The organism is Rhizobium sp. BK512 (assembly GCF_014194915.1).
Lineage (GTDB): Bacteria > Pseudomonadota > Alphaproteobacteria > Rhizobiales > Rhizobiaceae > Rhizobium.
The window spans coordinates 908,588-935,163 of sequence record NZ_JACIAS010000003.1; the positions used below are offsets into that span (position 1 = coordinate 908,588).

General features: G+C 59.0%; 19 protein-coding genes. 10 read left to right on the forward strand and 9 right to left on the reverse strand.

The annotated features are described in order from the left end of the window. Positions 1 to 9 precede the first annotated feature (9 nt). Positions 10 to 2,031, forward strand: a complete 2,022-nt coding sequence (locus tag FHX06_RS15120) for a beta-N-acetylhexosaminidase (protein ID WP_113210333.1) — start codon at positions 10 to 12, stop codon at positions 2,029 to 2,031. 52 nt (positions 2,032 to 2,083) lie between these two features. On the opposite strand, the gene FHX06_RS15125 is transcribed toward FHX06_RS15120, so the two are convergent. Next, positions 2,084 to 3,286: an ROK family transcriptional regulator gene (locus FHX06_RS15125; protein ID WP_112545331.1), complete on the reverse strand. Its 1,203-nt coding sequence runs from the start codon at positions 3,284 to 3,286 to the stop codon at positions 2,084 to 2,086. Between the two features lie 298 nt (positions 3,287 to 3,584). On the opposite strand from FHX06_RS15125, the gene FHX06_RS15130 reads away from it, so the two are divergent. Then, entirely contained in the window at positions 3,585 to 4,499 is a 915-nt protein-coding gene (locus tag FHX06_RS15130; RefSeq protein ID WP_113208714.1) for a DMT family transporter, read from the forward strand. A 24-nt stretch (positions 4,500 to 4,523) separates the two neighbouring features. On the opposite strand, the gene FHX06_RS15135 is transcribed toward FHX06_RS15130, so the two are convergent. The 6 genes from FHX06_RS15135 to FHX06_RS15160 are packed head-to-tail and all read right to left on the reverse strand — an operon-like array spanning position 4,524 to position 13,675. Then, entirely contained in the window at positions 4,524 to 5,639 is a 1,116-nt protein-coding gene (locus FHX06_RS15135; RefSeq protein ID WP_113208715.1) for a glycosyltransferase family 2 protein, read from the reverse strand. A gap of 10 nt (positions 5,640 to 5,649) precedes the next feature. Next, the gene (locus FHX06_RS15140) at positions 5,650 to 7,392 is read right to left on the reverse strand and encodes an ABC transporter ATP-binding protein (RefSeq protein ID WP_113208716.1); all 1,743 of its coding nucleotides are present in this window, start codon (positions 7,390 to 7,392) and stop codon (positions 5,650 to 5,652) included. Further along, positions 7,389 to 8,468 carry a glycosyltransferase family 2 protein gene (locus tag FHX06_RS15145; RefSeq protein ID WP_113208717.1) on the reverse strand — a complete coding sequence of 360 codons (1,080 nt, stop codon included), beginning with the start codon at positions 8,466 to 8,468 and terminating at the stop codon, positions 7,389 to 7,391. Before FHX06_RS15145 ends, FHX06_RS15140 begins: the two co-directional genes overlap by 4 nt. A 6-nt stretch (positions 8,469 to 8,474) precedes the next feature. Beyond that, complete coding sequence (locus FHX06_RS15150) at positions 8,475 to 11,474, reverse strand: glycosyltransferase (protein ID WP_113210332.1); 3,000 nt, start codon at positions 11,472 to 11,474, stop codon at positions 8,475 to 8,477. Next, positions 11,468 to 12,643: a glycosyltransferase family 2 protein gene (locus tag FHX06_RS15155; RefSeq protein WP_113210331.1), complete on the reverse strand. Its 1,176-nt coding sequence runs from the start codon at positions 12,641 to 12,643 to the stop codon at positions 11,468 to 11,470. The genes FHX06_RS15150 and FHX06_RS15155 overlap by 7 nt, the downstream gene beginning before the upstream one ends. Positions 12,644 to 12,676: 33 nt before the next feature. Then, positions 12,677 to 13,675: an NAD-dependent epimerase/dehydratase family protein gene (locus FHX06_RS15160; RefSeq protein ID WP_113210330.1), complete on the reverse strand. Its 999-nt coding sequence runs from the start codon at positions 13,673 to 13,675 to the stop codon at positions 12,677 to 12,679. 832 nt (positions 13,676 to 14,507) lie between these two features. Between FHX06_RS15160 and FHX06_RS15165 the strand changes: the two genes are divergently transcribed. From FHX06_RS15165 to FHX06_RS15195, 7 genes are all read left to right on the forward strand, one after another. Further along, positions 14,508 to 16,034, forward strand: coding sequence for an ABC transporter substrate-binding protein (locus FHX06_RS15165; RefSeq protein ID WP_113210329.1), 1,527 nt, complete (start codon positions 14,508 to 14,510; stop codon positions 16,032 to 16,034). A 79-nt stretch (positions 16,035 to 16,113) separates the two neighbouring features. Then, positions 16,114 to 17,055, forward strand: a complete 942-nt coding sequence (locus tag FHX06_RS15170; RefSeq protein ID WP_162710119.1) for an ABC transporter permease — start codon at positions 16,114 to 16,116, stop codon at positions 17,053 to 17,055. Continuing rightward, a complete protein-coding gene (locus tag FHX06_RS15175) occupies positions 17,055 to 17,924 on the forward strand; it encodes an ABC transporter permease (protein WP_112970325.1) in 870 nt (289 codons plus the stop codon). Before FHX06_RS15170 ends, FHX06_RS15175 begins: the two co-directional genes overlap by 1 nt. Beyond that, entirely contained in the window at positions 17,925 to 19,133 is a 1,209-nt protein-coding gene (locus FHX06_RS15180) for an amidohydrolase/deacetylase family metallohydrolase (protein ID WP_113210328.1), read from the forward strand. Positions 19,134 to 19,157: 24 nt separating this feature from the next. Further along, positions 19,158 to 19,673 carry a RidA family protein gene (locus FHX06_RS15185; RefSeq protein ID WP_183879891.1) on the forward strand — a complete coding sequence of 172 codons (516 nt, stop codon included), beginning with the start codon at positions 19,158 to 19,160 and terminating at the stop codon, positions 19,671 to 19,673. Between the two features lie 51 nt (positions 19,674 to 19,724). Further along, entirely contained in the window at positions 19,725 to 20,921 is a 1,197-nt protein-coding gene (locus FHX06_RS15190; protein ID WP_183879893.1) for an aminotransferase class V-fold PLP-dependent enzyme, read from the forward strand. Positions 20,922 to 20,957: 36 nt separating this feature from the next. Continuing rightward, positions 20,958 to 22,793, forward strand: coding sequence for an ABC transporter ATP-binding protein (locus FHX06_RS15195; RefSeq protein WP_113138754.1), 1,836 nt, complete (start codon positions 20,958 to 20,960; stop codon positions 22,791 to 22,793). Between the two features lie 71 nt (positions 22,794 to 22,864). Here FHX06_RS15195 and FHX06_RS15200 read toward each other — a convergent pair whose 3' ends face one another. Continuing rightward, positions 22,865 to 23,062 carry a hypothetical protein gene (locus tag FHX06_RS15200; protein ID WP_112545346.1) on the reverse strand — a complete coding sequence of 66 codons (198 nt, stop codon included), beginning with the start codon at positions 23,060 to 23,062 and terminating at the stop codon, positions 22,865 to 22,867. Positions 23,063 to 23,295: 233 nt separating this feature from the next. On the opposite strand from FHX06_RS15200, the gene FHX06_RS15205 reads away from it, so the two are divergent. Then, a complete protein-coding gene (locus FHX06_RS15205; RefSeq protein ID WP_183850330.1) occupies positions 23,296 to 24,471 on the forward strand; it encodes an adenylate/guanylate cyclase domain-containing protein in 1,176 nt (391 codons plus the stop codon). A 298-nt stretch (positions 24,472 to 24,769) separates the two neighbouring features. On the opposite strand, the gene atzF is transcribed toward FHX06_RS15205, so the two are convergent. Next, positions 24,770 to 26,575, reverse strand: coding sequence for an allophanate hydrolase (gene atzF / locus FHX06_RS15210; RefSeq protein ID WP_183879895.1), 1,806 nt, complete (start codon positions 26,573 to 26,575; stop codon positions 24,770 to 24,772). Between the last annotated feature and the right edge of the window lies 1 nt (position 26,576).

Below are 26,576 nucleotides of genomic sequence, written 5' to 3' on the forward strand. Positions count from 1 at the left end.
GAAGCAAACATGTCCAAACCGCGACATCCGGCCCTGCGGCTCGAAACTCTCTGGAATCCGCCAGCCGACGGCAAGGATTTTTCCTATGTCCTGCAGCTCAAGAATCTGGCCGCCGAGCCACTCTCGGGCTTCTCGCTCTGCGTCAGTGGCCCAGGACGGGTCGATCCCGCTGGACGCGTGGAGGGTGCAACAGTTTTGAAAAGGTTGTCGAACTTCACCGAATTCCAGCCGCCGGAAGGTTTCGTTCTCGGCAAGGGCGAGACCTGGACGATATCAGTCCACGCGCTGAGCTGGCAGTTTCGCCATTGGACGGATGGTGCGACCAGCGCCTATCTCGCTCTTGCCGACGGTAGCACCGTTTCGCTCGGGATCGAACCTACGCGGTCATCTGCCAGCAATGCGCCCCTGAAGCGTGGCGCGGAGATTTTCCCCGTGCCGGCCATGGCGCCGGTGCAGGTTTCGATCATTCCCTGGCCGAACCATGTGGCTGTCGCTTCACGGCGACCCTTGCCGGCAGGCTTTGCACTGCAGGCTGAAGATGCGGATGCGATAGGTGCAGCTGATAGCTTCAAGACCCTAGTCTCCCATCTCTTTGCCGTCGAAGGTATCGTCCGCTCGCCTGCGGAAGGGGCTGCAACTGTCAGCTTGAAGAAGTCTGCCGGTCTCAGTCCCGAGGCATACCGGCTGACATTCGAAGAGGAGGCGATCACCGTCGAGGCAAATGGCCAGACCGGCTTTCTCTACGGCCTCGTGACCCTCGGCCAGATCTGGCGGGGTGCGCGCCTGCATCCGCAGACTTTCCAGTTCCCGGCTTCAGGCGAAATTGTCGATGAACCATCGATGGCCTGGCGCGGTCTGCATCTGGATGTTGCTCGTCAGTTCTACGGCGAGGCGGAAATCAAGAAACTGATGGCGGTACTCGCCTGGAACAAACTCAACCGCTTCCACTGGCACCTCTCCGATGACGAGGCGTGGCGCGTGGAGATCGACGCATACCCGGCATTGACCGAGATCGGTGCGTGGCGTGGCCACGGTCTTGCCCTGCCGCCACTGCTCGGCTCCAGCCCGGCCCGTACAGGCGGCTACTACACCAAGGACGCCATCCGCGAGATCGTCGCTTACGCCCAGGGGCTCGGTATCGAAATCGTACCGGAGATCGATATACCCGGCCACTGCTACGCAATGCTGCAGGCCATACCGGAGCTGCGAGATCCGCAGGAGGCCGGTAGCTACTATTCCGTTCAGGGCTTCCCCGATAATTGCATCAACCCCGCTCGTGAAAAGACCTATGAGGTAATCGAAACGATCTTCTCGGAACTCATCGAGCTTTTCCCCTTCAAGACCATCCACATCGGTGCCGACGAAGTGCCGCTCGGCGCTTGGTCAGGCTCACCGGAGGCGCTCACAAATCTGCGTTCTCTCGCCGGTGACGAGGTTGCCGATGCGCATGCGAAGCGCCTGAATGTCATTACCAATACTCATGGTGCCGACGATATCCATGGTTCTGGTGCTGCCTACCTTCAGGCCGAGTTTCTTGAGCGGGTTCAGCGCTTCCTTGCTTCCAAGGGCTGTATCACCGGCGGTTGGGAAGAAGCGGCGCATGGCGATGTCATCGATAAATCGAAGAGCTATCTTTGCAGCTGGCGCAATGTCGAAGTTGCCGCCGAACTTGCCAATCGAGGTTACGAGATCGTCGTCTGCCCCGGGCAGGTCTATTATCTGGACATGGCGCTGCGGCCGGATTGGGACGAGCCGGGTGCGAGCTGGGCCGGCACCTCGGATGCCGAAAAGATCTATACGTTCGATCCGGTGGGCGGCTGGACTGAAACTCAGAAGCAGAAGCTTCGCGGTATCCAGGCCTGCATCTGGTCCGAGCCGATGACGGATCGTGCCGTCTTTGACCGGCTCGTCTTCCCGCGCCTTTCGGCACTTGCCGAAACGGGCTGGACGAAGCCGTCTGCGAAATCCTGGGAACGTTTCAAGGCACTCGCAGGGCTGATGCCACTGCTCTACGGGCTGCAGCAGTCTTGATCGATTGATGAAACGGAGACGGCTGATCTTCACCTCCCGGTCGAGGAGGAGATCAGCCGACCGGCTTCTGCAACACGTCGAAGCGCGGATTGGTCTCCGAGAAGATCGGCAGGGCGGCCGCTCCGAGGATCGCGGTATCCTTGCCGGTCATGCCGATCATGACACGCGGAATGGTTCTCTCTTCAGCGGGGTCGATCGGTACGTGCAACGGCTCCAGCCGCGCGGCTAGCCGGCGCATCATGATGGTCGAGATGCTGCCGCCGAGCACAATTGTCTGCGGATCGAAGGCAAGCTCGAGGAAATCGATAGTCTGTCGCAACGGCTGCACGGCCTGATCCAACCATGTATCGAGGCCATCGCCGCTTCTGGCGATTAGCGCGTCGAGATCGTCGGGCGAAAGCTCATCCGCGTTGGTTATGCCCATAACCTCATAAGCGACGGTCGGCGAAACGTAACGGTCGAGACACCCACGCTTGCCGCAACTGCAGAGCCGGCCGTGCGGCTCGACGATGATGTGGCCGATCTCGCCGGCATTGTGACGGCTGCCCTTGTAGAGGTGTCCATCGAGAAACATCCCGGCGCCGATGCCGCCGCCACCCGCTAGGAAGAGATAGACGAAGCTGCTGAAGCCGCGGGCGACACCATGCAGGCGTTCGCCGATAGCCGCCGCCGTCGCGTCATTCTCGACGAGCACCGGGACCTTGACGCGCCGTTCCAGTTCGTAGCCAACCGGGAAGTCCTGCCAGCCGGGCAGGTTCAGTGGGCTCAGCGAGGTGACGCCGCCATCCGCGTAACGGCCAGGCAGGGCCATGCCGACACCCAGCAACCTATTGCGGTCGAAGGAGAAGGCCTGCTGCAGATCCTCGACAATAGACCCGAGGACTGGCATGGCCTGTTCGGGATCGGGATGTTCGACATGGCGCTCGATGCGTGCACACACGGCGCCGGAGAGATCAGTCAGCACACCGCTGGCGCGCTGGCGGCCAAGTTCGAGACCGATGGAATAGGCGCCGTGTGGGTTGATCGAGTAGGGGATGATCGGTTGGCCGCGCGCAAGCTTCTGCGCTTTGGCGGGCACGAGCAGGTGGGAACGCTGCAATTCCTCGACGATGTTCGAGACCGTCTGCGCCGTCAGCGCTGTCATGCGGGCGATTGCGGCGCGCGACAACGGGCCATTGGTGCGGATAGCCTCGATCACGACACGCCTGTTGTGTGACTTGGCCTGCTCGAGATTGGTGCCTGAAATAGCCTTCATGGTGTCTTTTATAGGAGTTGAATATCACCTTTGCCACAAGACGATCATGTGGGAAAGGGCAGAAGTGTGCAGTCTTTTCAATGTGATCGCCACGACAGTTGATGCCGATTGTTTCGTCGGCTCTTAAAGTATCACTTTAACGACGGTGTCGCAGGCATCGATGCTGTTGACGGTGCCGGACAGGGCATCGAATTCCCCTGAATGATAAGAGATTTGTCGTGAAAATCGTTTGCCAGGATCGACGGCGCCAGGATGAAGTTCTATGGCAGGCGGAATGCCTAACCAATTGAGGCGAATCATGAATTTGCGCGTCAGCCGCACCGCAGGAAACACCGTACTCTTCGGCGTGCTTCTGATGCTTCTCGGAGATCTCCTATTTTCCTTGAATGACGCCATGGGCAAATGGCTGGTGGCGAGCTTTGCAGTCGGTCAGGTCCTGGTGATCCGTTCGTTCGGTTCCTTTCTCATCCTTGCTCCCATGATTGCCAGACAAGGACCTCGCACGTTGTTTCAGGTCGAGCGCGTGCCTCTGCAGGTCCTGCGAGTCATCCTGACGACAGGGGATGTTGCGTTATTCTATGCCGCGGTCGCCTACCTTCCGCTCGCCGACGTCATGACTTTCTACATGGCCGGGCCTATCTACGTGGCCGCTCTGTCGCATTTTTTCCTTGGCGAAACGATCGGCTGGCGCCGTTGGTTAGCCGTCATCATTGGCTTTGTCGGGGTCTTGGTAGCCCTGAGACCTTCAACGGCAATGTTATCCTGGCCCTCGATCTTCGGTCTGATCGGCAGCCTGTCCTTCGCGCTGACACTGATCCTCGGCCGTCGGTTGCGACAAACGAGCGATGCGACGCTGGTGACATGGCAGACAGTCGGCGCCCTGGTCACCGGTCTAATCCTGAGCATTGGCGACTGGCGTTCAATGTCCTCCCTCGACTTCATCGCGATGCTGGCGCTGGGTGTCGTCGCGGGCAGCGCGCATTTGATGATCACGCGCGCCCTGAAGCTCGCTCCGGCCTCCCTCCTTGCCCCGCTTCAATACAGCCTGCTGCTCTGGGCAATCGTGCTGGGCTATGTTTTCTTCGGCGAATTGCCGGACAGCCAGATTCTGATCGGCTCCGTTATCATTGTTCTGGCAGGCCTCTTCATCTTCCATCGCAAGAACATCGTGGATGTCACGCCCAAAGCCGACGTTCCGCCCGATGGGCATTAGAAGTCACGCGGTTCTGTGGTGATTTCACCGATGGGCATGGTGCTCATCACCCACATGGATTGCACCGAGCTTGGCATCCGCCGCAGTCAGTCGCATCATGTGGTGGCGTGATCGCGGGGTCTCCTCCGGGCTTTCAACTGAAAGCAGGATTTGCTCGTCGAATTTCGACTTTTTCAATTGCCGCTCACCGTTCGCGATATCTGGCTTCGGAAGATGGCGTTGCTTCATGACAAGCAGGTAAGCCTGCCATGCGAAGCTGAGCATGAAACGCGGGTTCTGAAAAATCGCCCAGGCGGTCACGATGGACAGACGCAGGTGCCTTGCCCTTCTGTACTGCCGGAACGCATATTTCTGAGTAAGCGCGATAGCACTTCTGGCCGCGTATCTCGGAAGCTGCGGATTTGCGATGATCGAGCGCTTGATTACTTCCAAAACACCTCGACCCATCCGCGCGTGGTTGGACGACATATTGCCGGGATATTTCCTGTATCCCACCAGGCGTTCGGGAACGACTTCCATGCAATAACGCGCGGCAAGCCTGAGTTCGAAATCGAGGTCTTCACAGCCTCCGATATCTTCTGCAGCGTATGAGCTATCAAACCCGCCAATCTCAAGCGCAGCGTCCCGCCGGACGAGAAGCGCGCTTCCGTTACCTACATATTTGAAATTCAGATGCCGGGCATAGATATAGCCCCTTGCGATCTTGGAGCCGCCGAGCCCGATGATCTCATCATCCTGATCGATGATATAATGCAGTACATAGACCGCGGCCCATCGTGGGGATAAGCGGATGAGAGCGTCTACCTGCTTCTCGATCTTCGTCGAGTGCCAGAGATCGTCGGCATCGAGGAATGCCACATATCGACCTGATGATGCATCGATTCCAGTATTTCTTGCGGCGGCGACACCATGGTTTGGTGTGGACAGGAGGCGGATCCGTGAATCCGTCATCGCTATCTGCTCAACCAGTTTTGCCGTGTCATCCGTGGAGCCGTCATCGACAACAATGATCTCCAGCGCAGCATAGGTCTGGGCCATAGCCGACCGAAGTGTGCGCTCAATATAGCGGGAAGCGTTGAAGGCTGGAATGACCACCGAAACCAACGGTTGGGTGGAATGAAAAGCATCACCTCGGTCCATCGGTTCTTCCTTATATCCCCGCCGGGACGAGGCAGATCTGATGCTTCATCAGGCTGGCGACAGACGATCGGTGAGTGACGATGATCAGTGTCCTGGTCCGATATTCCCCAAGCAGGAGGGAAAGCACCCGCGCTTCGGTCGCCTCGTCGAGCGCATTGGTTGCTTCGTCGAGGAGCAATATTTCAGGCCGACCGGCGAGTGCGCGCGCCAGGCCAATGCGTTGCCGCTGGCCGCCAGAAAGCCTGATTGCCTCATCGCCCAGCCATTCGTCGAAGCCGGCGGGCAGTTTCTCGATGAATTCAGTGGCGCAAGCCATATCCGCCGCCCAACGGACATCCTCCTCGGAAATTTCGCGGCGGAACCGGATATTGTCCAGAACCGTGCCTTCCATCAATTCGACGTCCTGGCCCGAGACGGAGAGCAGTCGCAACCAGCTCGGTCGCTCGATGGTTGAAAGATCCCGGCCGTCGAGAGTTATGCGCCCCTCGCTCGGCTGGATGAGATCAAGCAGCATGTTGAGGATCGTTGTCTTGCCGGAGCCGCTTGGCCCCGTCAGCGCGGTCGTTTCTCCTGTTTTGATGGAGAAGCTCACATGGCTGACGGCGGGAGCGCTGCTGCCTTCATAAGAGAAGGAAACATCATGGAAAACGATCTCCTGCTGTAGATGTCTGAGCTTTTCTCCACAGGCAACTTGCCTCGCATCATCCGCCTCGGAAATTATCGCCAGAACGTTCTGCAAGGGCGCTTCCAGGGCATGCAGGCCAAGGATCTGGGAATCGAATTCCTTGATATATGGTTGAAGCCTGTAGAGGAGGATGGTCGCCGACAAGGCTGCACGGAAATCCACCGGCAGAAATTGCGAAGACAGAATGATCGTCAGGACTACGCCGAATGTCAGCGCCTCGCTCAAAAGCGAGGTTATCGCACCCATCTTGTCGGAATGGGACCAGGTTTTTCCGACATCTGTTGAAAGGGCATCGAAACTGCTTTCGTGGCGCTTTTCCAGGCCGAAGCTTTTCACTGCCTTTACGGTCTGCAGTGTGGTCCAGGTTAATTGGGTCAGGTCCTCCATCGCCGAAATGGCGGCCGCGCCTGTGCGCCGATAGGTCTCGGCAAACAGGCCGAGGGTCAGGTTATGGACCACACCGAAAATAAGGCCGAGCACGGCGATCGGCCATGCCATCACGAGCATCCCGGCACCGAAGATGATGATGGTCCCGAGATTGATTCCCAGGCGTACCAGGCTCGCGTGAGCCGAAGCGACCGCATAGGACTCCGTTGCGATGACATTCATCAGATCGCTGCGTTCGTAGCGCTGAAAGCGTTGAAATGGGATCGTCAGGATTTTTGAATAGAGACGATGGCGGATGCTGCCGCTGATTTGATGGCTGACGGCGCTCGCGATGATCGAATTGGCGAAGCCAAGAACGATCCTGAGGATGATCGCGCAGACGAGGATGGCGACCAGCATCGATTTCGATATCGCAGCTTCAAACCCACCGAAGAATGCCGGAAGCCCAGGGATCGCAGCGCCGGTTGAGGGGCTTTGCTGGCCGAGAACAAAAACGAGGCTCACCAGAAAGGTGATCCCGACCATTTCCATCAGGCCGCTCAGGATGCCGATCACGACCATCACCGACGTCTTCAGCCGAAGCGACGGCACGAGTTTCAGAAGCTCACGGAATCGAGCTGCGATGACCAAATTGAAGGGTCCGGCCGACTTGGCGGAAACGGATTCTTGCTGCGTTGTCATAAGCCATTCCCGCGTGGTTTGGCTAAGACGCCGCTCCGACCAACCGCTGCCGTTTCAACACGGGACTGGAATGAGGTACCATTCTCGGGGAGGGCGATAACGGCCGTTGTATCTGCGGCCTGCGGGACAGGGCGCTTCCCGGTCAGGCGTCTTGCCAATCGTCGCGCCCGGCGTTTGGCTGAGTGCCAGACAAGGCTGGCCCCATGCCTAGCAAGCCTCACGGGGAACCGCCTAGCAATCATCGGCGCGAGCTTTCTGAGCTGATCATGGTCTTTGCTGGAAAGCGCCTTATGGAAATACCATCGCGCCGTATCGAATTCCGCGGTGGCGGCGGCGGCGGCAAGATGCGGATGGCGTTTTTTTACCTCTGCCATCACCAGGGCATGTGATCTCAGCATGCGACAGGCGTTGCTCGACATGTTCCCCTGGGTGAAACGGTATCCCGTCAGAAAATCAGGGACTGGGGCGAAAGGCAGCCTTTCGGCCAGCGCCAAATAAAGCTTCTGGTCTTCGCATCCTTCGGCATCCTGATCGCGCAGCGACGGATCGTAGCCACCACACGCCAGGACATCCGCACGCGGCATCAGCGGCGTGCTGCCGTTACCGATAAAATTTTCGCGTATCATGATTTCGAAGACGTCGCCCTTGTACAAGACCGGGCTCGAATGGGCGAAAATCATGCCATTCGCGTCGATGGCCGCATACCAGTTGTAGGCGACGCCGCGCCCATCGGGAAGGCTTGCGAGCGCCCGGAGCTGCAATTCGATTTTGCGCGGATGCCAGAGATCGTCGGCGTCGATGGGGGCAATGTAGCTGCCGATCGCTTCGCCGATTGCTGCGTTGCGGGCGCGAGCAACACCGCCGTTTTCCTGCCTCAGGACCCTGACGCGTGAATCCTGGAGCCGATAATCGATTGCCAGTTCGTAGGTCCCATCCTGCGAGCCATCATCGACCACGAGGATTTCCAGGCGTTCGTGGGTCTGGCTCGAGACGCTTCGAAGTGTATCTACGAGCGTCCTTGCCGCGTTGTAGGCCGGAATAACAACAGTGACCAAGGGGAGGGGATCGACATTCATGGCGCGCTATCCGATGAAAGCGTCGGGTTGGCCCATCATTTCGGCAAAGGCCTTGAGAGGAAGGTCGCCGCGAACTTCGAGGCGTGGCAGAGACAAGGGGTGGTCAACAAAGCTCGTCCTCGCGGGCTTGGTTGAAAAGCCGATCTCGTAGCCCGCGCGAACAAGGATGCCGGGAACACGGAAATCGGTGGAGCCGAAGGGTAGGGCGATGGACCTCACGGGCTCGCAGAGCCGGCGTTCCAGTGCATCGCGCGAAAGAGCGGCCTCGTCGAGCAATGTCGCGTTATCAAGCGAACTTGCCGGCCTGTGAGACGCGAGATGAGACCCGAAGCGGATGCCTTGTCGGTGCAGGCTCTGGATATCGCCCCAGGACATCAGCGGTGCCGTATCCCCGTAGCGGGCATCCCAATCCGACCTGCCGCCCACCTTATCCGTCACCACGAAGACGTCTGCACTGAACCCGTTTTCCGCCAGAATCGGAAAGGCATCGGTGAGAAAGTCGAGATAGGCGTCGTCAAAGGTCAGAACGACGGGCCGGCCCTGGATAGGGTTGCCCTTACGCAACAGATTGGTCAGGCTCTCGGCCGTCAGCGCATAATAGCCCTGCCGCCGGAGGAATTGCATCTGTTGACGGAAGGTTTCCGGGGGCACGCGGAAGCGACGGAGCGAGTCCGGACCGTCAAGTGCGACCCTGTGATACATGAGCACCGGGATCGAGGTCACGACTTCATTTGCCCATGCAGCCTCGCGGTCGACGCCTGCCGGTCCCCGGATAATGTACTTGGCGACGTTCGCATCGAGAGGCACACCATGGGCCGCGATATGCACGACTGGCGTTGCCGTAGCGCGCTTTGCGAACCGATGGATTGCGTAAAGCTCGGTCTCGATCGTTTCCTCAAGCACAAGATCAGGCAGGTTTGACAGGACCTTCTTGATCGTCCCCATGCCAAACGGATTGTCCCAGTCGAAACCGGTTCTGTCGGGCTCGTCGCGCCGGAGATGGGCGTGTGCCGTGACAAGGCAGCCCCCCGGTTTCAAGGCGGCGGCGATCTTCCGGCATACTTGTTCGAGGCTTGCTTCATCGTCGATGAAGTAGAGGACCTCCGAGCAAACGATGAGATCCTGTTCGGGCGGAAGTTCGCCTTCGACGAAATCCAGGACGCGAAGCTCCACATTTGGAAGATCGCGGCATCTCTCGGTTGCTCTTTCAACCGCGCGGCAGGAAATGTCGGCCGCCGTCACGAAACCCACCTTCTGTGCGAGTTTTATCGTGAATAGTCCTTCAGCGCAGGCGAGCTCCAGAGCCTTGCCGACACCATCAGGAATGAGGCTCAGCGTTTGCTCGTATTTGACCTGTTCGTATACTGAGACATAGTTCCAGGGGTCCGGGCGCTCGAAAAAACGTTCCCAATATTCCTTCTTCGTCGCTGCTTCGGATAGATACGCTTGTTTGTCTTCCACGTCAGGAGACACGTCGCTGGACACAGTTACCACGAGTGGATGCTTGGAATGCGAGCTCGCCTCGGGCAAGCCTGCATCATCCTCTCGCGCGTTCGCTGCCGGCCCGACGAGTGCGGTTACCTGGATCGTTTTGAAGAGATGATTGAGTTGCCTTCGCCGTCCGCGACGCTGCCTCATAATTTTGCTGAAAACCCTCGCATTGCGGATGGCTCCAGTTGCCCAGGTGCGCGCATAGGAAAATGTCAAAGGCGTCGGCAAACGATCTGCGGTCTTTAGTTCATTGATGATCAGATCGGCCTGGGCGCGGATGGATAAGTCTCCCCACAGGGCGGCGACATGCGATCCGACATGGTGCCGACCGGCATAGAGATGCAGCAGCAGCGTATCGGCCTCGTCCGCCTTTCTGATCAAGGCTAGCTTGCCGATGTCGGTTGCCACCACCTGCAAATGGCCGAGCGCGAAGGAGCGAGACCGGTCAGCCGCAGAGATCGGCCAGACAATGAGCTCTTCTATCCGGCGTCCGGTTCCGGGAAGAGAGTGCCGCTCAAGCAATTGTACCAGCTCGAGGAACGCTGGCTTCCAGCGCTCAAGCAACGCGACAAGATCGGAATCACGTTCAACTGCCAGGCCGACCTTCAACCCGTGCAATATAACCTCGGCCAGGAAGCTCTCGTAGCCGGAAGCGTTGGGGAATTCGGGCAGAAGTTTCGCCAGCTCGGCAAGATCGGTTCCCGTGCACAGGTTGACGGAAGCGGCCCAGGCGAGCATCCGCAATTGACCGAGAGCAGGCGCGGTCCATTGGGCGTCCTCATCGGACTGCGAAAGTCCCTCTTTCAAACGCAGCTCTTCCGCCCTGGTGGTAACACGGATTGCATCCCTCACCGTTTTGAACGGATTTCTGGAGAGAGAACCAGTCTTCATGCGATAGAATGCAAAGCATCCCTCGACCTGTCGGAACACAGCTCCCGCAAATGCCATGCGGAGCCAGAGATCCCATTCCTCGCAAGTCTGCAGTTCGACATCCAAACCGCCCATGCGGACGAAAAGGTCCTTGGGAAAGACTACGGCATGAATCGCCAGAGCGCAGAACGACGAGAATTCCCGCTTTGCCCTGTCTCCTGTGAGATCGGGGGGCGTTTCGACGCCTAGCTTCCGGCCGTCTGGCGTGACGCGGCGATAGCTGCAATAGGCAATGACCGGTTTCAGACCATCGGCGACCGGTAGCATGTTCTGAATGAATGCAGGATCCAGCCAGTCGTCGGCGTCGAGCATGCACAGCAGAGGAGCGGTCGCAAAACGGGCGGCTGCGTTGCGCGCTGCGGATGCGCCGGCATTCGCCTGACGATGGACCAGGATTCGGCTGTCCGATTTTGCCAGGCCTTCGAGCACATTCCAGGTATCGTCTTTCGAACCGTCGTCGACGACCACTGCCTGCCAGTTTGATACCGACTGTCTCTGCAAGCTGCCCAAGCAGTCGGCCAGAGTTTCCGCCGCGTTATATGCCGGGATCAGGAACGATATGACAGGCTTTGATACTGTTACCATGCCTGCATCTTCCAGCGGCGCAGGACATACCAGGCGCCGTTGACGCATCCCAGCATTTCCTCCTTGAGAAAGAAGTCGTCCGAGGTCGCTCCCTTGGGCAGCCGTTTCCTCAACTTTCGAAAATAGTATCGTGGCAGGGCGACGAGGATGCGCCGCAGATTTCCCCGGTTTCCGGTGTTCTGGTACTGGACTAGCAAGGCAGCCACATGGCCACTCATATATTGGCGGATCTGCTTGGCGAGCCCTTTCATCTCCTTGCGATGGAAATGCCAGGAAACCGCTGTCGGCTCGTAGCGGCAGGTGCGACCGTGATGCAGAAGTCGATTCCAGAATTCCGAATCACCCGAGCACCCCGCCGCGCCCATATCCAGCCGCACGTCGAACAATCCGATATCGTTGAACACCTGACGGCGGAACGCCTGGCTTGCGCCAGCGCCGATCAGCCAGGCAGGCGCCCCGTATGGTGCGCTTTGGCGATAGAAGTCGGGACCGAAATCCAGGCGCTTATAGCCTCTGCCAAATCCCCAATGGGTTTCGAAGATTAGTTGCGCGGGCGTGGAAAGCTCTCCGGGAAGGACAAGGCCGGTAACGCATCCGATCTCGGGCCGGTCAAAGGCCTTCATCAGGTTTTCCAGCCAGCGTTCATGCAGGACAACGTCGTCATCCGTGAAGGCCACGAACTCGGTACTTGCCGCGCGGACGGCGGCATTGCGGGCGAAGTCTAGGCCTATTCTGTCTTCCCGCACATAAGTCGCGCCGGCCGCCTCCACGACGCGGCGCGTGCCGTCGCCGGCTGAAGCGTTGTCGACGACGATGACCTCAACCGGCGGCAGAGACTGGTTCGGGATCGATGCGAGGCATCTGGCCAGTTCATCCGGCCGGTCCTTGGTGCAGATCAGGAGGCTGACGTCGCGGTTCCTGATTGGCGTCTGCATTACAGTTCGGGCGTGTTCAGTGGTCTCTGGCAGTACGGTGTGTGCTGCCAGTTCGGTCAGTTCTTCTGGCCCTTTGATAAAGGCCTGACCGACGGGAAGGCCGTCGGAGGTGAAGACGACCAAGCCGGCAGCGACCGCCCGCGCATCCGCACGGACGTCATCCAAAAGATCCAGGTACTGGATGGGCACAGGAAAAACATTGTCTTTCATGTCACGCGGGACGGCGTCACTCATTACCATACTCTGCGCCAGATGCCGGGGAACTGTTCAGCGTCCTGCGTTGGCCAGCCGGCGCGTGTCCGCCTTGGGAGCCTCCGCGGCAGTAATTTTCATCTCCTGCCTGAACCAGTCCAAAGTTCTTGCGACGCCTTCCTCGTAGCTGATCGCGCACGACCATTCGGGCATCACGTAGTTTGCATTCGTCAAATCCGGCCGTCTGTTTGTCGGATCATGCGGCGGCGAAGGTTCGAAGACGATCGGAATCCCGCCTATCAGGCGCGAGACATATTGAGCTACTTCGAGGACGGAGATTTCCCGATCGTTGCCGACATTGAGCGGGCCTCTGTAATCCGTCTCGTTCATCCAGAAGTAGCGCGCAAAACCATCGATGATGTCATCGACATAACCCCAGCTGCGGGACTGCAAGCCATCTCCGAACACCGTAATCGGGCGGCCTGTGAGAGCTTGGGCTACAAAGTTGGAGACGGCCCGGCCGTCGTCCGCCCGCGTCCTTGGTCCATAGACGTTGAAGGGCCGAACAATTTTGACGTCCAGCCCTTGCGTACGCTGCATTTCGAACAGCAGGGACTCCGTGCAGCGTTTGCTTTCGTCATAGGATGAGCGTGGCCCGGTGCAATCGACCTGGCCCTTGTAAGATTCCGGCTGCGGCGAGACGAGAGGATCACCATAAACTTCCGAGGAAGAGGTGAAACAGAAGCGGCCTCCCTTTTTCAGAAGGTCCAGAAGACGGTACGCTCCGATGAGATTTGCCGAAATGGTTCTCTTGGGTTCCTTCATGTACCAGGGCGGCGAGGCCGGAGAAGCAAGATGGTAAACTTCGTCAAATTTGTCCGACGTCTGAAGCTCTTCCACGTCCGATCGCACGAAATGGAAGCGCGGATCCCTAATATGGGAAATATTGGCCTCAAGACCGGTCCAAAGATTGTCAACGACGACCAGCTTTTCGATGTCGGTGCGATTTAAAAGCCTATCGCACAAATGGGATCCGAGAAAACCGGCTCCGCCTGCTACAAGCACTTTCTTCATGACTTCTCCTGCGGATCGAATGTTTCGTTTTGCTTATGTTCGAATGCTGCGATCTAAAATCGTCAATAACTCCGGTCCATTTTGGGAATTTAGCGTTAAGATCTGTGAATAATGTCGATAATGGTAGTAAATCTGCACGGAGATCCCCGGCTGGAAAGCATAGCCAAGCGTCATCGCGCAGGCCGCAACGATTCATCTGCCCCAGATCAGGGAGGTCTCCTTCGATTTGTTGCTGCGCTTCCATATGCAGTCGGAGCGCTAGCGGAGTGAACTCCATCTAATGGACCGTCTTGGAGGACCGCTTTCAACGCACCTACAATGTCCTCGACTAAAAGCAACACGGTCGCGTTTTAGCTTTTTTGTGCGGTGCAGAACACGGACTTTAGTCTGATGTGGTCTACCTCATGCGAAGTAGTTAAAGAAACCGAGGATATGCTTTCCAAATCGGACTTAATTCTAGATTGAAACTTTAAGGCCCTTTTCCTCGATCTAGAGAGCCGGCGCGGCCTTATCCATGTTCCACGTCGCTAAGAACTGGAGGCAGTTAGCCCTATCGGGCGAATAACAACTGGTGACGGGCTCTTGTTGTGCGTCACTAACCGGTGACCGTGCCACCACAGGCAGAGCAGCTCACTTCTCTTTTTCAACCTATAATTACAATCCGATAAGGCATTCGCGCAACCATTGGAAAATCGAAAACGATCGCGGTCGCGTGCATCTGTTCATTTCGAACGATGGAGCCACTTTCCTGATTGACAGGACCACTTGCGCCGCTATTCTATTATAAAAATCGACATAACATAATTGTGGAACATTAAAACGGGAGCATGAAATGAAGACACTGGTCGCATTCCTTCTCGGCACGGCGTTGGTCGCTTTGCCAACAACTTTGATGGCTCAGGAAAAGGGTGGCGTGATCAACGTCGCGACGATCGGCGAGCCGCCGACGCTTGACCCGATGTCCTCGACCGCCGACCTCGTCGGTATTGTCACGCAGCACATTTTCGAAACGCTCTACACTTTCGACAAGAAGTGGAATGTTACGCCGCTTCTGGCTGAAAGCCTGCCGGAAATCAGTGCGGACGGTAAGACCTATACGATCAAGCTGCGCACCGGCATCAAGTTTCACGATAACTCCGACATGACCTCGGAAGACGTCGTTGCCTCGCTAGGCCGCTGGATGAAAATCGCCTCGCGCGGGAAGCAGGTTGCGGGCTTCATCGACTCCATTACTGCGGTGGATCCGGCGACCGTCAAGATCGCGCTGAAACAGCCCTATGCGCCGCTGACTTCGCTGCTCGCCTTCAACAACTCCGCAGCCATCATCATTCCCGCCGAAAAGCAGGATGAGCCGATGAAGGAATTCATCGGCACCGGTCCCTATATGCTGAAGGAGCGCAAGGCAGACCAATATATCCAGCTCGTCCGTTTCGATGGTTATAAGTCGCGGGATGGCGAGAGCGACGGTTATGGCGGCGCTCGCCACCAGTATCTCGACGAAATCCGCTTCGTGCCGGTTCCTGATGCCAACACCCGCGTCGAGGCCGCCGTTTCCGGCCAGTACGATTACGTTGACTCGATCCCAGTCGAATCCTTCGACAAATTGAAGGCGTCGAGCGCTTCGCAGCCAGTCATCCTGAAGCCTTTCGGCTATCCGGTCTTCGTCTTCAACACGAAGGAAGGGCTTGCCAAGAACGTCGAGGTCCGCAAGGCGATCCGCCAGGCGCTCAGCATGGAAGACATGCTTGCCGCCGCTTTCGGCAGCACGGATTTCTACACGCTCGACGGCGATATCTATCCGAAGCCTTACGCCTGGAATACGGATGCCGGTGTCGAGGGCAATTATAATGTCGCCGATTCCGAAGGTGCCGCCGCGGCAGCAAAAACGGCCGGCTACAATGGCGAGCCGATCCGTATTCTGACCAGCCGCCAGTATGAATTCCATTACAAGATGGCGCAGGTCGCTGCCGAATATCTGAAGGCTGCCGGTTTCGCCGTCGACCTGCAGGTTGTCGACTGGGCGACGCTGACGCAGCGCCGTACCGATCCGAAGCTCTGGGATATCTACATCACTCATAGCCCCTTCCTGCCGGAGCCGGCGCTGATCGGTTCGTTGTCTCCGAGCTCGCCTGGCTGGTGGGACACGCCGGCCCGCAAGACCGCCGTCGATGCCTTTACCTCCGAAGTCGACCCGCAGAAGCGTGTGGCACTTTGGGCCAATGTTCAGAAGGCCATGTACGACGAAGTGCCCTACATGAAGATCGGCGATTTCAACGCCGTATCAGCAAAATCGACCAAGCTCGAAGGCGTCGACCCGGCTCCGTGGCCGTACTTCTGGAACGCATCGGTCAAGAAGTAACGCTCTCCATCGCGGGATATCGGTGCACTCGCGCCGGTATCCTTTTTCCATCGGCCCGCCCGGCACCGAGGCAGACCTCATGATACGTTACATTTTTCAGCGCCTGCTTGGCATGATCGTCGTGATGTTCCTCGTCGTCACGATCGTCTTCGTCATCGTGCGCGTCACGCCCGGTGATCCAGCCGCCGTCATGCTCGGCCCCGATGCGACCTCGCAGGATATCGCAGATCTCAGGGCCAACCTTGGTCTGGATCGGTCGATCGGCGTGCAATATCTCTATTATATCGGCCAGTTGCTGAAGGGCGATCTTGGGCAGTCGATCTTCCTCAATATGCCGGTGACGTCAGCGCTGCTCGATCGCGCTGAACCGACCTTCTTCTTGACGATCTTCTCGCTTGTTATCGCCGGCATCATCGCGCTTCCGATCGGCATCTATGCCGCCTATCGCCGTGGCTCCTTCATCGATCAGGCGGCAACGACGCTTGCGATGTTTGCCGCCAGCATTCCGAGCTTCTGGCTCGGTCTCATCCTCATGCAGATTTTTGCCGTGCGTTTCGGTCTGTTTCCCGTCTCCGGATATGGCGGGCCTGGCTCGACATTCCTCGATCGCATGTATCACCTGACACTACCCGCCTTTGCGCTCGGCATCGTCTCCTCGGCGCTCATCCTGCGCTTCACGCGCGCTTCGATGCTCGATGTGCTGGGCGACGATTACATCCGAACCGCCCGTGCCAAGGGCCTGATCGAACGCCGGGTCATCCTCAAGCATGCCCTGAAGAATGCGTTGATCCCGATCCTCACAGTTCTCGGTCTCACCGCTGCGGTGCTGATCTCAGGCGCGGTGGTGACCGAGACCGTCTTCGGTCTCCCGGGTGTCGGCAATCTCGTCGTGTCAGCCGTCCTGCGCCGTGACTATCCGGTCATTCAAGGTGCGCTTCTGGTGATTGCGGCCCTCTACGTCCTGATCAATTTTGCGATCGACATGCTCTATCTGCTCGTCGATCCGAGGGTGCGCTACTGATGACGGATATCGCGATCAAACCGGCCGAAAGCGAAGGCCGTAAATTCATCCGCCGCCTTCTGAAGCGCAAGACGGTTGCCTTCGGCCTGCTCATCCTCACGGTTTTCGTGTTGCTGGCGATCCTGGCGCCATGGGTGACGCCCTATTCGCCATCCAAGCTTTCGATCGTCAACCGGTTGAAGCCGCCGAGCGGCACATACTTCTTCGGGACTGACGAATTCGGCCGAGACGTCCTGTCGCGCACCATTTTTGCCGGTCGCCTGTCGCTGCTCGTGGGCGTCGCGGTCGTTGCACTTTCGGCGGCGATCGGGGTGACGCTCGGGCTGCTTGCCGGATTTTTCAAAAACCTCGACACGCCGATCGCCCGCCTGATCGATGCGATGATGGCCTTCCCGGATATCCTGCTGGCGATTGCGCTTGTCGCGGCTCTCGGCCCGTCGCTGACGACCGTCATCATCGCGCTGTCGATTGTCTATGCGCCGCGCCTTGCCCGCATCGTCCGCGCCTCGACCCTCGTCATCCGCGAATTGCCCTATGTCGAGGCGGCGCAGGCGCTCGGTATTTCGACCTTCCATATCATGACGCGCCATGTGCTGAGGAACCTGCTCTCGCCGATCATGGTGCAGTCGACTTTCCTCTTTGCGAGCGCCATGCTCGCCGAAGCTGGCCTGTCTTTCCTTGGCCTCGGGGTCAGCCCGGAAATTCCGACCTGGGGCACGATGATTGCCGCCGGCCGGCAATATATCGGGCAGGCCGACTGGATGACGCTGTTTCCCGGCGTCGCCATCATTCTCTCCGTGCTTTCGCTCCAGATGGTCGGTGACGGTCTGCGCGACATGCTCGATCCCAAACTTCGAAAGGACCTCTAAATGACCGGTGGAACAGCGGGCAAGCCGCTCCTTCTCACCAACGTAAAGCCCGTTGGCTTTGGTGCTGGTACTCCTGAAGGAGCGATAGACATTCTGGTCGATGCGGATGGCAAGATCGCCAGGCTCGGCCCGTCCCTGGCCGTGGCCGATGACGTAACACGTGTTGACGGCAATGGTGCCTTCGTCTCGCCCGGCTGGGTCGACCTGCATGTCCACATCTGGCACGGTGGTACCGATATCTCGATCCGTCCGTCCGAATGCGGCGTCGAACGGGGCGTGACGACATTGGTCGATGCCGGTTCCGCCGGTGAGGCCAACTTCCACGGTTTCCGTGAATATATCATCGAGCCGTCGAAGGAACGCATCAAGGCTTTCCTCAATCTCGGCTCCATCGGACTGGTCGCATGTAACCGTGTCGCGGAACTGCGCGACATCAGAGATATCGACCTTGATCGCATCCTCGAATGTTATGCCGAAAACAGTGAGCACATCGTCGGCATCAAGGTGCGCGCCAGCCATGTGATCACCGGCTCCTGGGGTGTCACGCCCGTCAAGCTCGGCAAGAAGATCGCGAAGATCCTCAAGGTGCCTATGATGGTGCATGTCGGCGAGCCGCCGGCGCTCTATGACGAAGTGCTGGAAATTCTTGGGCCCGGCGATGTCGTCACCCACTGCTTCAACGGCAAGGCCGGCTCCAGCATCATGGAGGACGAGGATCTCTTCAATCTTGCCGAACGCTGCGCATCCGAAGGCATCCGCCTCGACATTGGCCATGGCGGCGCTTCCTTCTCCTTCAAGGTGGCGGAGGCAGCGATTGCCCGCGGTCTCCTGCCGTATTCGATCTCGACCGACCTGCACGGTCATTCGATGAACTTCCCGGTGTGGGATCTGGCAACGACGATGTCGAAGCTGCTCTCGGTCGGCATGCCCTTTGACAAGGTGATCAATGCGGTGACCCATGCACCGGCATCGGTCATCAAGCTGTCGATGGACAACCGCCTTTCGGTTGGCACTCAGGCCGAGTTCACCGTTTTCGATCTCGTCGATTCCGATCTCGAAGCCACCGATTCCAATGGCGACGTGTCGGTCCTGAAGAAGCTCTTCGAGCCGCGGCATGCAGTCATCGGTAACGAGGCCTATACCTCCAGCCGTTATGTGCCGCGCGCCCGCAAGCTGGTGCGCCATAGCCACGGTTATTCCTACCGGTAAGACCGAAGCATAAAAGATAATCGCATGACAGGAGTTCGCGTGAACCAGTCTTCCGCCACCGCCGGCACCATCGGCACGTCGCCTTACGAGCGGCTTGCCGCGCTCGGCATAAAACTTCCGGCTTCACCGCCGCCGATCGCCAATTTCGTCACCCACGTGCAGGAGGGCAACATGCTTTACCTGTCAGGGCAGGGGCCGCGTGAGGCCGACGGCTTCATGCATGCTGGCAAGGTCGGCGCCGAGGTCGGCATCGAAGCCGCCTACACGCATGCAAGGCTCACTGGCATCAATCTGCTTTCCGTCATGCATGAGGCGCTGGGCGATCTCGGCCGCGTCAAGCGTGTCGTCAAGCTGCTCGGCATGGTCAATTCCGTGCCGCACTTTGTCGACCATCCCGCCGTTATCAACGGTTGCTCGGATCTTTTGATCGATGTCTTCGGTGAGGAGATCGGGCAGCATGCGCGCTCGGCGGTCGGGTTCGGATCGCTGCCGGGAAATATCACCGTCGAAATCGAGGCTATCGTCGCGCTCAGGGATTAACGAGGCCGAGCATGATTGCTCCGGCCCAACAGTTTGAAATTGGAGACATCCATGTCTGAGGACATCCGCACATCGATCGGCCTTCGGCCGGTCATCAACGTTTCCGGCACGATGACCAGCCTCGGCGCTTCGATCGTCGTTCCCGAGGCGATTGCCGCCATGTCGTCGATCCTGCCGCAGTTCGTCGAGATCAACGATCTTCAGCGCAAGGCAAGTGCGGTTATTGCGCGGCTGACCGGCGGCGAAGCGGGTTTCGTCACCGCCTCCTGCTCGGCCGGCATATCGCTTGCTGTCGCGGGCGCGATTACCGGCAATAATCTTCTCGCCATCGAGAAGCTGCCGGATGTCGTTCCGGAGAAGAACGAAGTTATCGTCCAGATGGGCCACGTCGTCAGCTATGGCGCGCCGGTCGATCAGGCGATCCGCCTTGCCGGCGGCAAGGTCGTGCTGGTTGGTCAGGCAACCTCTACGCACCGCTTCCACATGGAGCATGCGATTACAGAAAAGACCGCGGCAGCCGTCTATGTGGTTTCGCACCATGTCGTGGATTATGGTCTGCTGAACCTCAAGGAATTCGTCGAGATCGCCCACGCAAAGGGCATTCCCGTCATCGTCGACGCAGCCTCGGAATATGACCTGCGCATATTCCTGGAACAGGGCGCCGATGTGGCGCTCTATTCCGGTCACAAGTTCCTGGGCGGTCCGACCTCGGGCATCGTTGCCGGCAAGAAGGAACTGGTGCGCAACGCCTTCCTGCAGAATATGGGCATCGGCCGTGGCATGAAGGTCGGCAAGGAAAGCATCTTCGGCGTCATGGCAGCACTTGAGGCCTGGGAAAAGCGTGACCATGCCGGCATCCGTGAGCGTGAAACGAGCTATCTCAACCTCTGGAAGCAGACACTCGATGGCCGCCCCGGCGTAACTGCATTGATCGAGCCGGATCCGACCAGCAACCCGCTCGATCGCATGCGCGTTATCATCGATACCGATGAGGCCCATATCACCGCCTGGGACCTCGCCGATGCGCTCGGCCGTGGTTCTCCGCCGATCATCGTGCGCGACCACGAAGTCGAGCACCGCTACTTCTATCTTGATCCGTGCAATCTGCATCCGGGTCAGGAGAAGATGGTTGCCAGCCGTCTGGCCGAGGAACTCGACAAGGCGCGTGCCTCCAACGAGATCATCGCAACGCCCATCGAAAACCGCAGCAAGCGCCGCTTTGAAGGCGTTCTGAAGTGGCCGGATTGATACGAGACCAAAGGCGCGAATTCTAAGGAAGCGATCATGACAGGCATTCAGGCACAATCCATCGTAACGGCAGAGCCCGTTCTCTCCGTCCAGAATCTGACGACATCGTTTCTGGTCGATGGCGCCTGGAAGCCCGTCGTTCGCAATGCCTCCTTCGATGTCGCTCCGGGCGAAACGGTTGCCATTGTCGGCGAGAGCGGCTCCGGCAAGAGCGTGACCTCGCTGTCGATCATGCGCCTTCTGCAGGCGGATTCGAGCCGCATTGAAGGCAAGATCATGCTTGGCGGGCGTGATCTTCTCGCCCTGCCAGAGGACCAGATGCGCAAGGTCCGCGGCAATGACGTTGCGATGATCTTCCAGGAGCCGATGACGAGCCTCAATCCGCTCTTCACGATCGGCGACCAGATTTCCGAGGCCTTGCTCTGCCACCGGTCGATGTCGAAGGCCGAAGCGCGTGCGGAGACCGTTCGCCTGCTCGAAAAGGTGCGTATTCCTTCGGCAGCCTCGCGCTTCGACGAATATCCCCATCGCTTCTCCGGCGGCATGCGCCAGCGCGTGATGATCGCCATGGCGCTTGCCTCACGGCCGAAGCTTTTGATCGCCGACGAGCCGACGACGGCGCTCGACGTGACGATCCAAGGCCAGATTCTCGATCTGATCAAGATGCTGCAGGAGGAAGAGGGGACCTCGGTTCTCTTTATCACGCATGACATGGGTGTCGTGGCCGAGATCGCCGACCGAACCGTCGTCATGTATCGCGGCGAACAGGTGGAGACGGGAGCGACCGCCGATATCTTCCATCGCGGCAAACACCCCTATACCAGAGCTCTTCTGTCGGCCGTGCCGGTGCTCGGTTCCATGCAGGGTTACGAGCGGCCGCTTCGCTTTCCCGTCGTCAATACGGCAACGGGAGAATCAGACATTCCGGTCGAGACCGCCGATACGGTCGCCGCGGCTGCCCGCCCGGTGCTCGAGGTGAAGAACCTCACCAAACGCTTCGACATTCATTCCGGCATGTTCGGCAAGTTGACTGGTCGCGTCCATGCGGTCGAGAACGTCTCCTTCGATCTTCATGCCGGCGAGACACTGTCGCTTGTCGGCGAGTCCGGCTGCGGTAAATCCACGACCGGGCGTGCGATCATGCGTTTGATCGATGCTCAGAGCGGTTCCGTCATCGCCGACGGCAAGGACGTCTTGGCGCTCGATAAGGCGGGCATGCGGGAGATGCGCAAAACCGTGCAGATGATCTTCCAGGACCCCTTCGCCAGCCTCAATCCGCGCATTCGCGTCGGCGACGCCATTGCCGAGCCTTATCTGGAACACAGGATGGGGACCGCAAAACAGGCAAGGGAGCGCGTCGCAGACCTTCTCGTCAAAGTCGGCCTGACGCCCGACATGGGCTCACGCTTCCCGCATGAATTTTCTGGCGGACAGCGCCAGCGCATCTGTATTGCGCGTGCACTCGCACTAGAGCCGAAGGTCATCGTGGCGGATGAAAGTGTTTCGGCACTGGATGTCTCGATCAAAGCGCAGGTCATCAATCTGATGCTGGACCTGCAGCAGAGCCTCAACCTTGCATTCCTGTTTATTTCTCATGACATGGCCGTCGTCGAACGTGTCAGTCATCGCGTCGCCGTCATGTATCTCGGTGAAATCGTCGAAATCGGTCCACGGGCGGCCGTTTTCGGCAACCCGCAGCATGCCTACACAAAAAAGCTGATGGCGGCGGTACCCGTTCCCGACCCTGATCGCCGCCGCGAGAAGCGGGCCGTCGCCAATGACGAGATCAAGAGCCCGATCCGCCCAATCGATTACAGTATCAAACCGCTCGACTATCGCGAGGTATCGCCGGGACATCTTGTCGCCGTCTGATAACGCCTCTAGGCCGCGGCTGCCAGCTTTCATCGCTGCCACGGTCTGCAAATTGTCGGCGCCGGGAGCGCTCAGTGCTTCGTATCGTCGGCTCGAAGCTGGTCGATCGCGTCAAGCGCTTCGTCCGCCGTCCAGCCAGCGCGCAATGCCGCGGCAACGAGCCGAACCTCCGCCTCCATTTCAAGCCTCAGATACAGTCCCTCAAGGGCCTCTTTGGCCGTAACCACGTGATCGTCATGCGGCACAACTTCAGCAATCCGTGCGGTCATAGACACATTCCTTTCCTTCCTCGAAGTGGGGTTGTGCTTCTTGTTAGAGCGATAACAGGTTTTTGTGCGTCCCAGTGAGAGGATACGCAGCAGCGCCGATTTTGTTCCATCGACTAATGCGAGCGTTGAAGATTTTTGCAACGGAGCTTATCTGCTGCCGCGATGGACCGCGGACGAAATTGCGGTAGAACGACAGACCTCCATCAAATCTGGAGGCCAGAGGGACCGTGACTATGCCGCGTTTGCAAGACCTGATCGACTGGATCATTGCCGAAGGACTATCGGCGGACTCCATCGAGACCATTTTGCAGGGCGTCGTAGAACGACTGACGGATCTCGGATATCCGATCCTGCGTGCGTCTATAGCGATGCCGTCGATCGATCCTCTGCAGCGGGGATTTTCGGTCGCCTGGTATCGGTCTTCCGGCTTCTCGACGGAAGTTCAAGGGCATGATGAAGCGGGGCAGGAATTGTTCCGGCGCTCTCCCATCTTCTACCTCTTGGAAAACAATCTGCAATATGCCCGATGGCGATTGCCGCCGGGATCGGATGCTCCGCCGATTCCGTTGCTGACAGAGTTGGCTGAACTCGGAGCCACCGATTATCTGATGAAGCTCGTTTCATTCCCTGGCGATACGGCATTGGCGGGCGTCAGCTTCTCGATCGCCGTTGATGACCCCGACGGCTTTTCGGACAGGTTGATTGCAGATCTGGATAGATTGGTGCCGGCGTTGTCACTCGCGTGCTGCCGCATCGCGACCACACGGATTGCGAGCGATGTTCTTGCTGTCTATACGGGCGCACGGACCAGCGGGCGTATCCTCAACGGTCATATCAGGCGCGGCGACGGAACCGCGATCTATGCCGCAATCCTTCTTGCCGATCTCAAGAACTTCACTTCGCTCAATGAAAAGCATCAACCCGAACGCATCGTTGCCTGGCTCAATGAGCACTTCCAGGCGATCGGCGCTCCGGTCGAGCAGGAGGGCGGTGAGATACTGAAGTTCATGGGCGACAGTCTGCTTGCCATATTCCCTGCCGATATCGACAACCCGGCCGAGGCATGCGGCCGCGCTCTGTCGGCGGCGCGAGCGGCCATGGGCGCCAATGCTGATGTCAATCGCAGGCGAGCAGACGCGGGAGAGCCGGAGCTTCTCGTCGATATCGTCCTTCACGTCGGCGAAGTGTTCTACGGGAATGTCGGCGCGGTCCGTCGGCTTGACTTCACTGCCATTGGCAGAGCGGTCAACGAGGCGGCACGCATGGAGAAGCTGGCCGACGAGATCGGCTATAGCCTGCTGGCATCCGCCGATTTCGTCGTTCAGGCGCCGGGTCGCTTCGAGAAAGCGGGCACGTTTCCGCTCAAGGGCGTCGCTCGCCCAGCAGCGATTTACGCCTGGCCGGACTGATCAGCCCGGTTGGGCCGGATGACGCAAACAGAGGGACTTTTCCACGAAGGCCATCGTCAGGCCGATCGGCTCGCGTGCGCCGCCGGCCATCGCATTGCAGAGAATGGAGAGTAGGCACCATCTACTCTCCCGCCCGGTGTTTGTTTGGGACCCGGACTAACGATGTCGGCCGCCGGAGCGCGGTCCATCATGGTTGCGGCTGACGGTTTGTATCGGTCGTCCCCGTATTGCGTTCGTGCGCGCAACCAGTCCGTTCATCAGCAATCGAAGTATGAATCTCATTGCGGTGTCCACCTGGTCAGGCGGCAGATGTGCGGCGCATATAGCCGCGCCAGCCGCCTAGTGCAGTGATCTCTTCCGCATTCTTCACCGCATGGGATTCGCAGAGGAAGCAGGATACGCTCGATCCGTCCTCCAGCGTGACCTTGCCGATGCCGAGGGGTGCTGGGATCTTGGCGACAAAACGGCCGAATCCATCAGGCGGCAACGTCCAGACCTCAATCTCCAGACCACGCCCGTCATAGCCCGGTTCGCGAATGAGGCCGGGCTTTTGGGGCACGGTATTCGGCAGCACGAAAAGGCGATAGTCGCCTGTGGTGCGGCAGGCCTTTACCAACGTGCCGCCCAATGTTGTCAGCTCGTGATTGAGCGGCATGCCCGTCAAATGCGCACCGACCACCGCGATGGCGATGGTATTGTCTGCCGGCAAGGCGACACGGCTCGGCTCGGGGACGGCCGCACCGCGATCAATCCCCATGCCGGCAGCAGCAGCACGATGTAGTGCGTCGGCAAGCGGGGCCAGCGCATCATCGGTGAAAGCCGGCGCAATCAGCGTCACGCCACCGGGCAGACCATTGCTGCCGAAGCCAGCAGGGACGGCGATGGCCGCGCAATCGAGCAGGTTGACGAAATTCGTGTAGCGACCCAGCCGGCCGTTGAGAACGATCGGATCGGCCTGCATGTCGGCAACCTTGTAGGTCGTCGGGACCGTCGGCAGCAACAGGATATCCGCTTTTGCCCATTCGGCTTCCGTCTTGCGCCTGAGCTCTTCGAGCTTGTAACGGCCGTTGAAAGCCTCAACGGCTGTCTTGCCTTTCGCACCTTCGATGATCTTGCGAACCGTCGGATCGAAGTCGGCGGCATTGCTGGCCAGAAAGTCCTCGACAGCTGCCAGACGCTCGGCAACCCAGGGGCCGTCATACAGAAGCGCAGCCGCCTCGCGGAACGGAACATAGTCGAACGGAACGATAGTAGCGCCGAGTGCCTTCAGACGCTCGATCGCCTGATCGTAAAGCGCCTCAACATCGGTATCGCCGAAGAACTCGCGTTCCGCACCTGCGAGAACGCCGACGCGCAGGCCCGTGCCCGGCAGGGTGGCGGGCTTGGCACGCCGCGAAAAGGCATCGGCAGCATCAAAGCCCTCGGCGATCTTGCGGATCGCGACCCCGTCACCAACGGTCGGCGCGAAGATCGTGATGCAATCGACGCTCTTGCAGGCAGGCACCGCGCCCGTATTTGGCAGCAGGCCCGGCGTCGGCTTGATGCCGACGAGATTGTTGAAGGCGGCCGGCACGCGGCCGGAACCGGCCGTGTCGGTACCAAGTGCGAAAGCGGCGAGCCCGGAGGCCACCGTCACCGCCGAACCGGAGCTCGAGCCGCCCGAAATATAGTCGGCGTCAAAGACCGAACGCGGCGCGCCATAGGGTGAGCGCGTGCCGTTGAGACCGGTCGCAAACTGGTCGAGATTGGTCTTTCCGATCACGATCGCGCCGGCTGCCCGCAATCTAGCAACGACAGTTGCATCCTTCTCGGGATGATAGGTGAAGGCCGGGCAGGCGGCTGTCGTTGGCAGCCCCGCCACGTCGATATTGTCTTTGACGGCAAAAGGAATGCCCCAAAGCGGCAGGCTGTTTGGCTGCGTCGCACGATCCATCAGGGATCGAGCTTCTGCCCGCAATGTCTCATCAGGCGTCGGTGTGATGAAGATTGCCGGATCCTGCGAGGCGGCCCGCCGGGCAATGATCGTCTCGATGATCTCGAGCGGGCTGTGGCCGGCCTCATAGGCTGCGCGAAGGCTTGTCAGATCAAGAATGGTCGGCAGCATG

Bases quoted from the DNA above. Each gene is read 5' to 3' on its own strand.
- FHX06_RS15185 (WP_183879891.1), top strand. From the start codon at position 19,158: ATGACAGGAGTTCGCGTGAACCAGTCTTCCGCCACCGCCGGCACCATC.
- FHX06_RS15120 (WP_113210333.1), top strand. From the start codon at position 10: ATGTCCAAACCGCGACATCCGGCCCTGCGGCTCGAAACTCTCTGGAAT.
- FHX06_RS15205 (WP_183850330.1), top strand. From the start codon at position 23,296: ATGCCGCGTTTGCAAGACCTGATCGACTGGATCATTGCCGAAGGACTA.
- FHX06_RS15195 (WP_113138754.1), top strand. From the start codon at position 20,958: ATGACAGGCATTCAGGCACAATCCATCGTAACGGCAGAGCCCGTTCTC.
- FHX06_RS15135 (WP_113208715.1), bottom strand. From the start codon at position 5,639: ATGGACCGAGGTGATGCTTTTCATTCCACCCAACCGTTGGTTTCGGTG.
- FHX06_RS15155 (WP_113210331.1), bottom strand. From the start codon at position 12,643: ATGAGTGACGCCGTCCCGCGTGACATGAAAGACAATGTTTTTCCTGTG.
- FHX06_RS15160 (WP_113210330.1), bottom strand. From the start codon at position 13,675: ATGAAGAAAGTGCTTGTAGCAGGCGGAGCCGGTTTTCTCGGATCCCAT.
- FHX06_RS15150 (WP_113210332.1), bottom strand. From the start codon at position 11,474: ATGGTAACAGTATCAAAGCCTGTCATATCGTTCCTGATCCCGGCATAT.
- FHX06_RS15170 (WP_162710119.1), top strand. From the start codon at position 16,114: ATGATACGTTACATTTTTCAGCGCCTGCTTGGCATGATCGTCGTGATG.
- FHX06_RS15130 (WP_113208714.1), top strand. From the start codon at position 3,585: ATGAATTTGCGCGTCAGCCGCACCGCAGGAAACACCGTACTCTTCGGC.
- FHX06_RS15190 (WP_183879893.1), top strand. From the start codon at position 19,725: ATGTCTGAGGACATCCGCACATCGATCGGCCTTCGGCCGGTCATCAAC.
- FHX06_RS15125 (WP_112545331.1), bottom strand. From the start codon at position 3,286: ATGAAGGCTATTTCAGGCACCAATCTCGAGCAGGCCAAGTCACACAAC.
- FHX06_RS15145 (WP_113208717.1), bottom strand. From the start codon at position 8,468: ATGAATGTCGATCCCCTCCCCTTGGTCACTGTTGTTATTCCGGCCTAC.
- FHX06_RS15165 (WP_113210329.1), top strand. From the start codon at position 14,508: ATGAAGACACTGGTCGCATTCCTTCTCGGCACGGCGTTGGTCGCTTTG.
- FHX06_RS15175 (WP_112970325.1), top strand. From the start codon at position 17,055: ATGACGGATATCGCGATCAAACCGGCCGAAAGCGAAGGCCGTAAATTC.
- FHX06_RS15180 (WP_113210328.1), top strand. From the start codon at position 17,925: ATGACCGGTGGAACAGCGGGCAAGCCGCTCCTTCTCACCAACGTAAAG.
- atzF (WP_183879895.1), bottom strand. From the start codon at position 26,575: ATGCTGCCGACCATTCTTGATCTGACAAGCCTTCGCGCAGCCTATGAG.
- FHX06_RS15200 (WP_112545346.1), bottom strand. From the start codon at position 23,062: ATGACCGCACGGATTGCTGAAGTTGTGCCGCATGACGATCACGTGGTT.
- FHX06_RS15140 (WP_113208716.1), bottom strand. From the start codon at position 7,392: ATGACAACGCAGCAAGAATCCGTTTCCGCCAAGTCGGCCGGACCCTTC.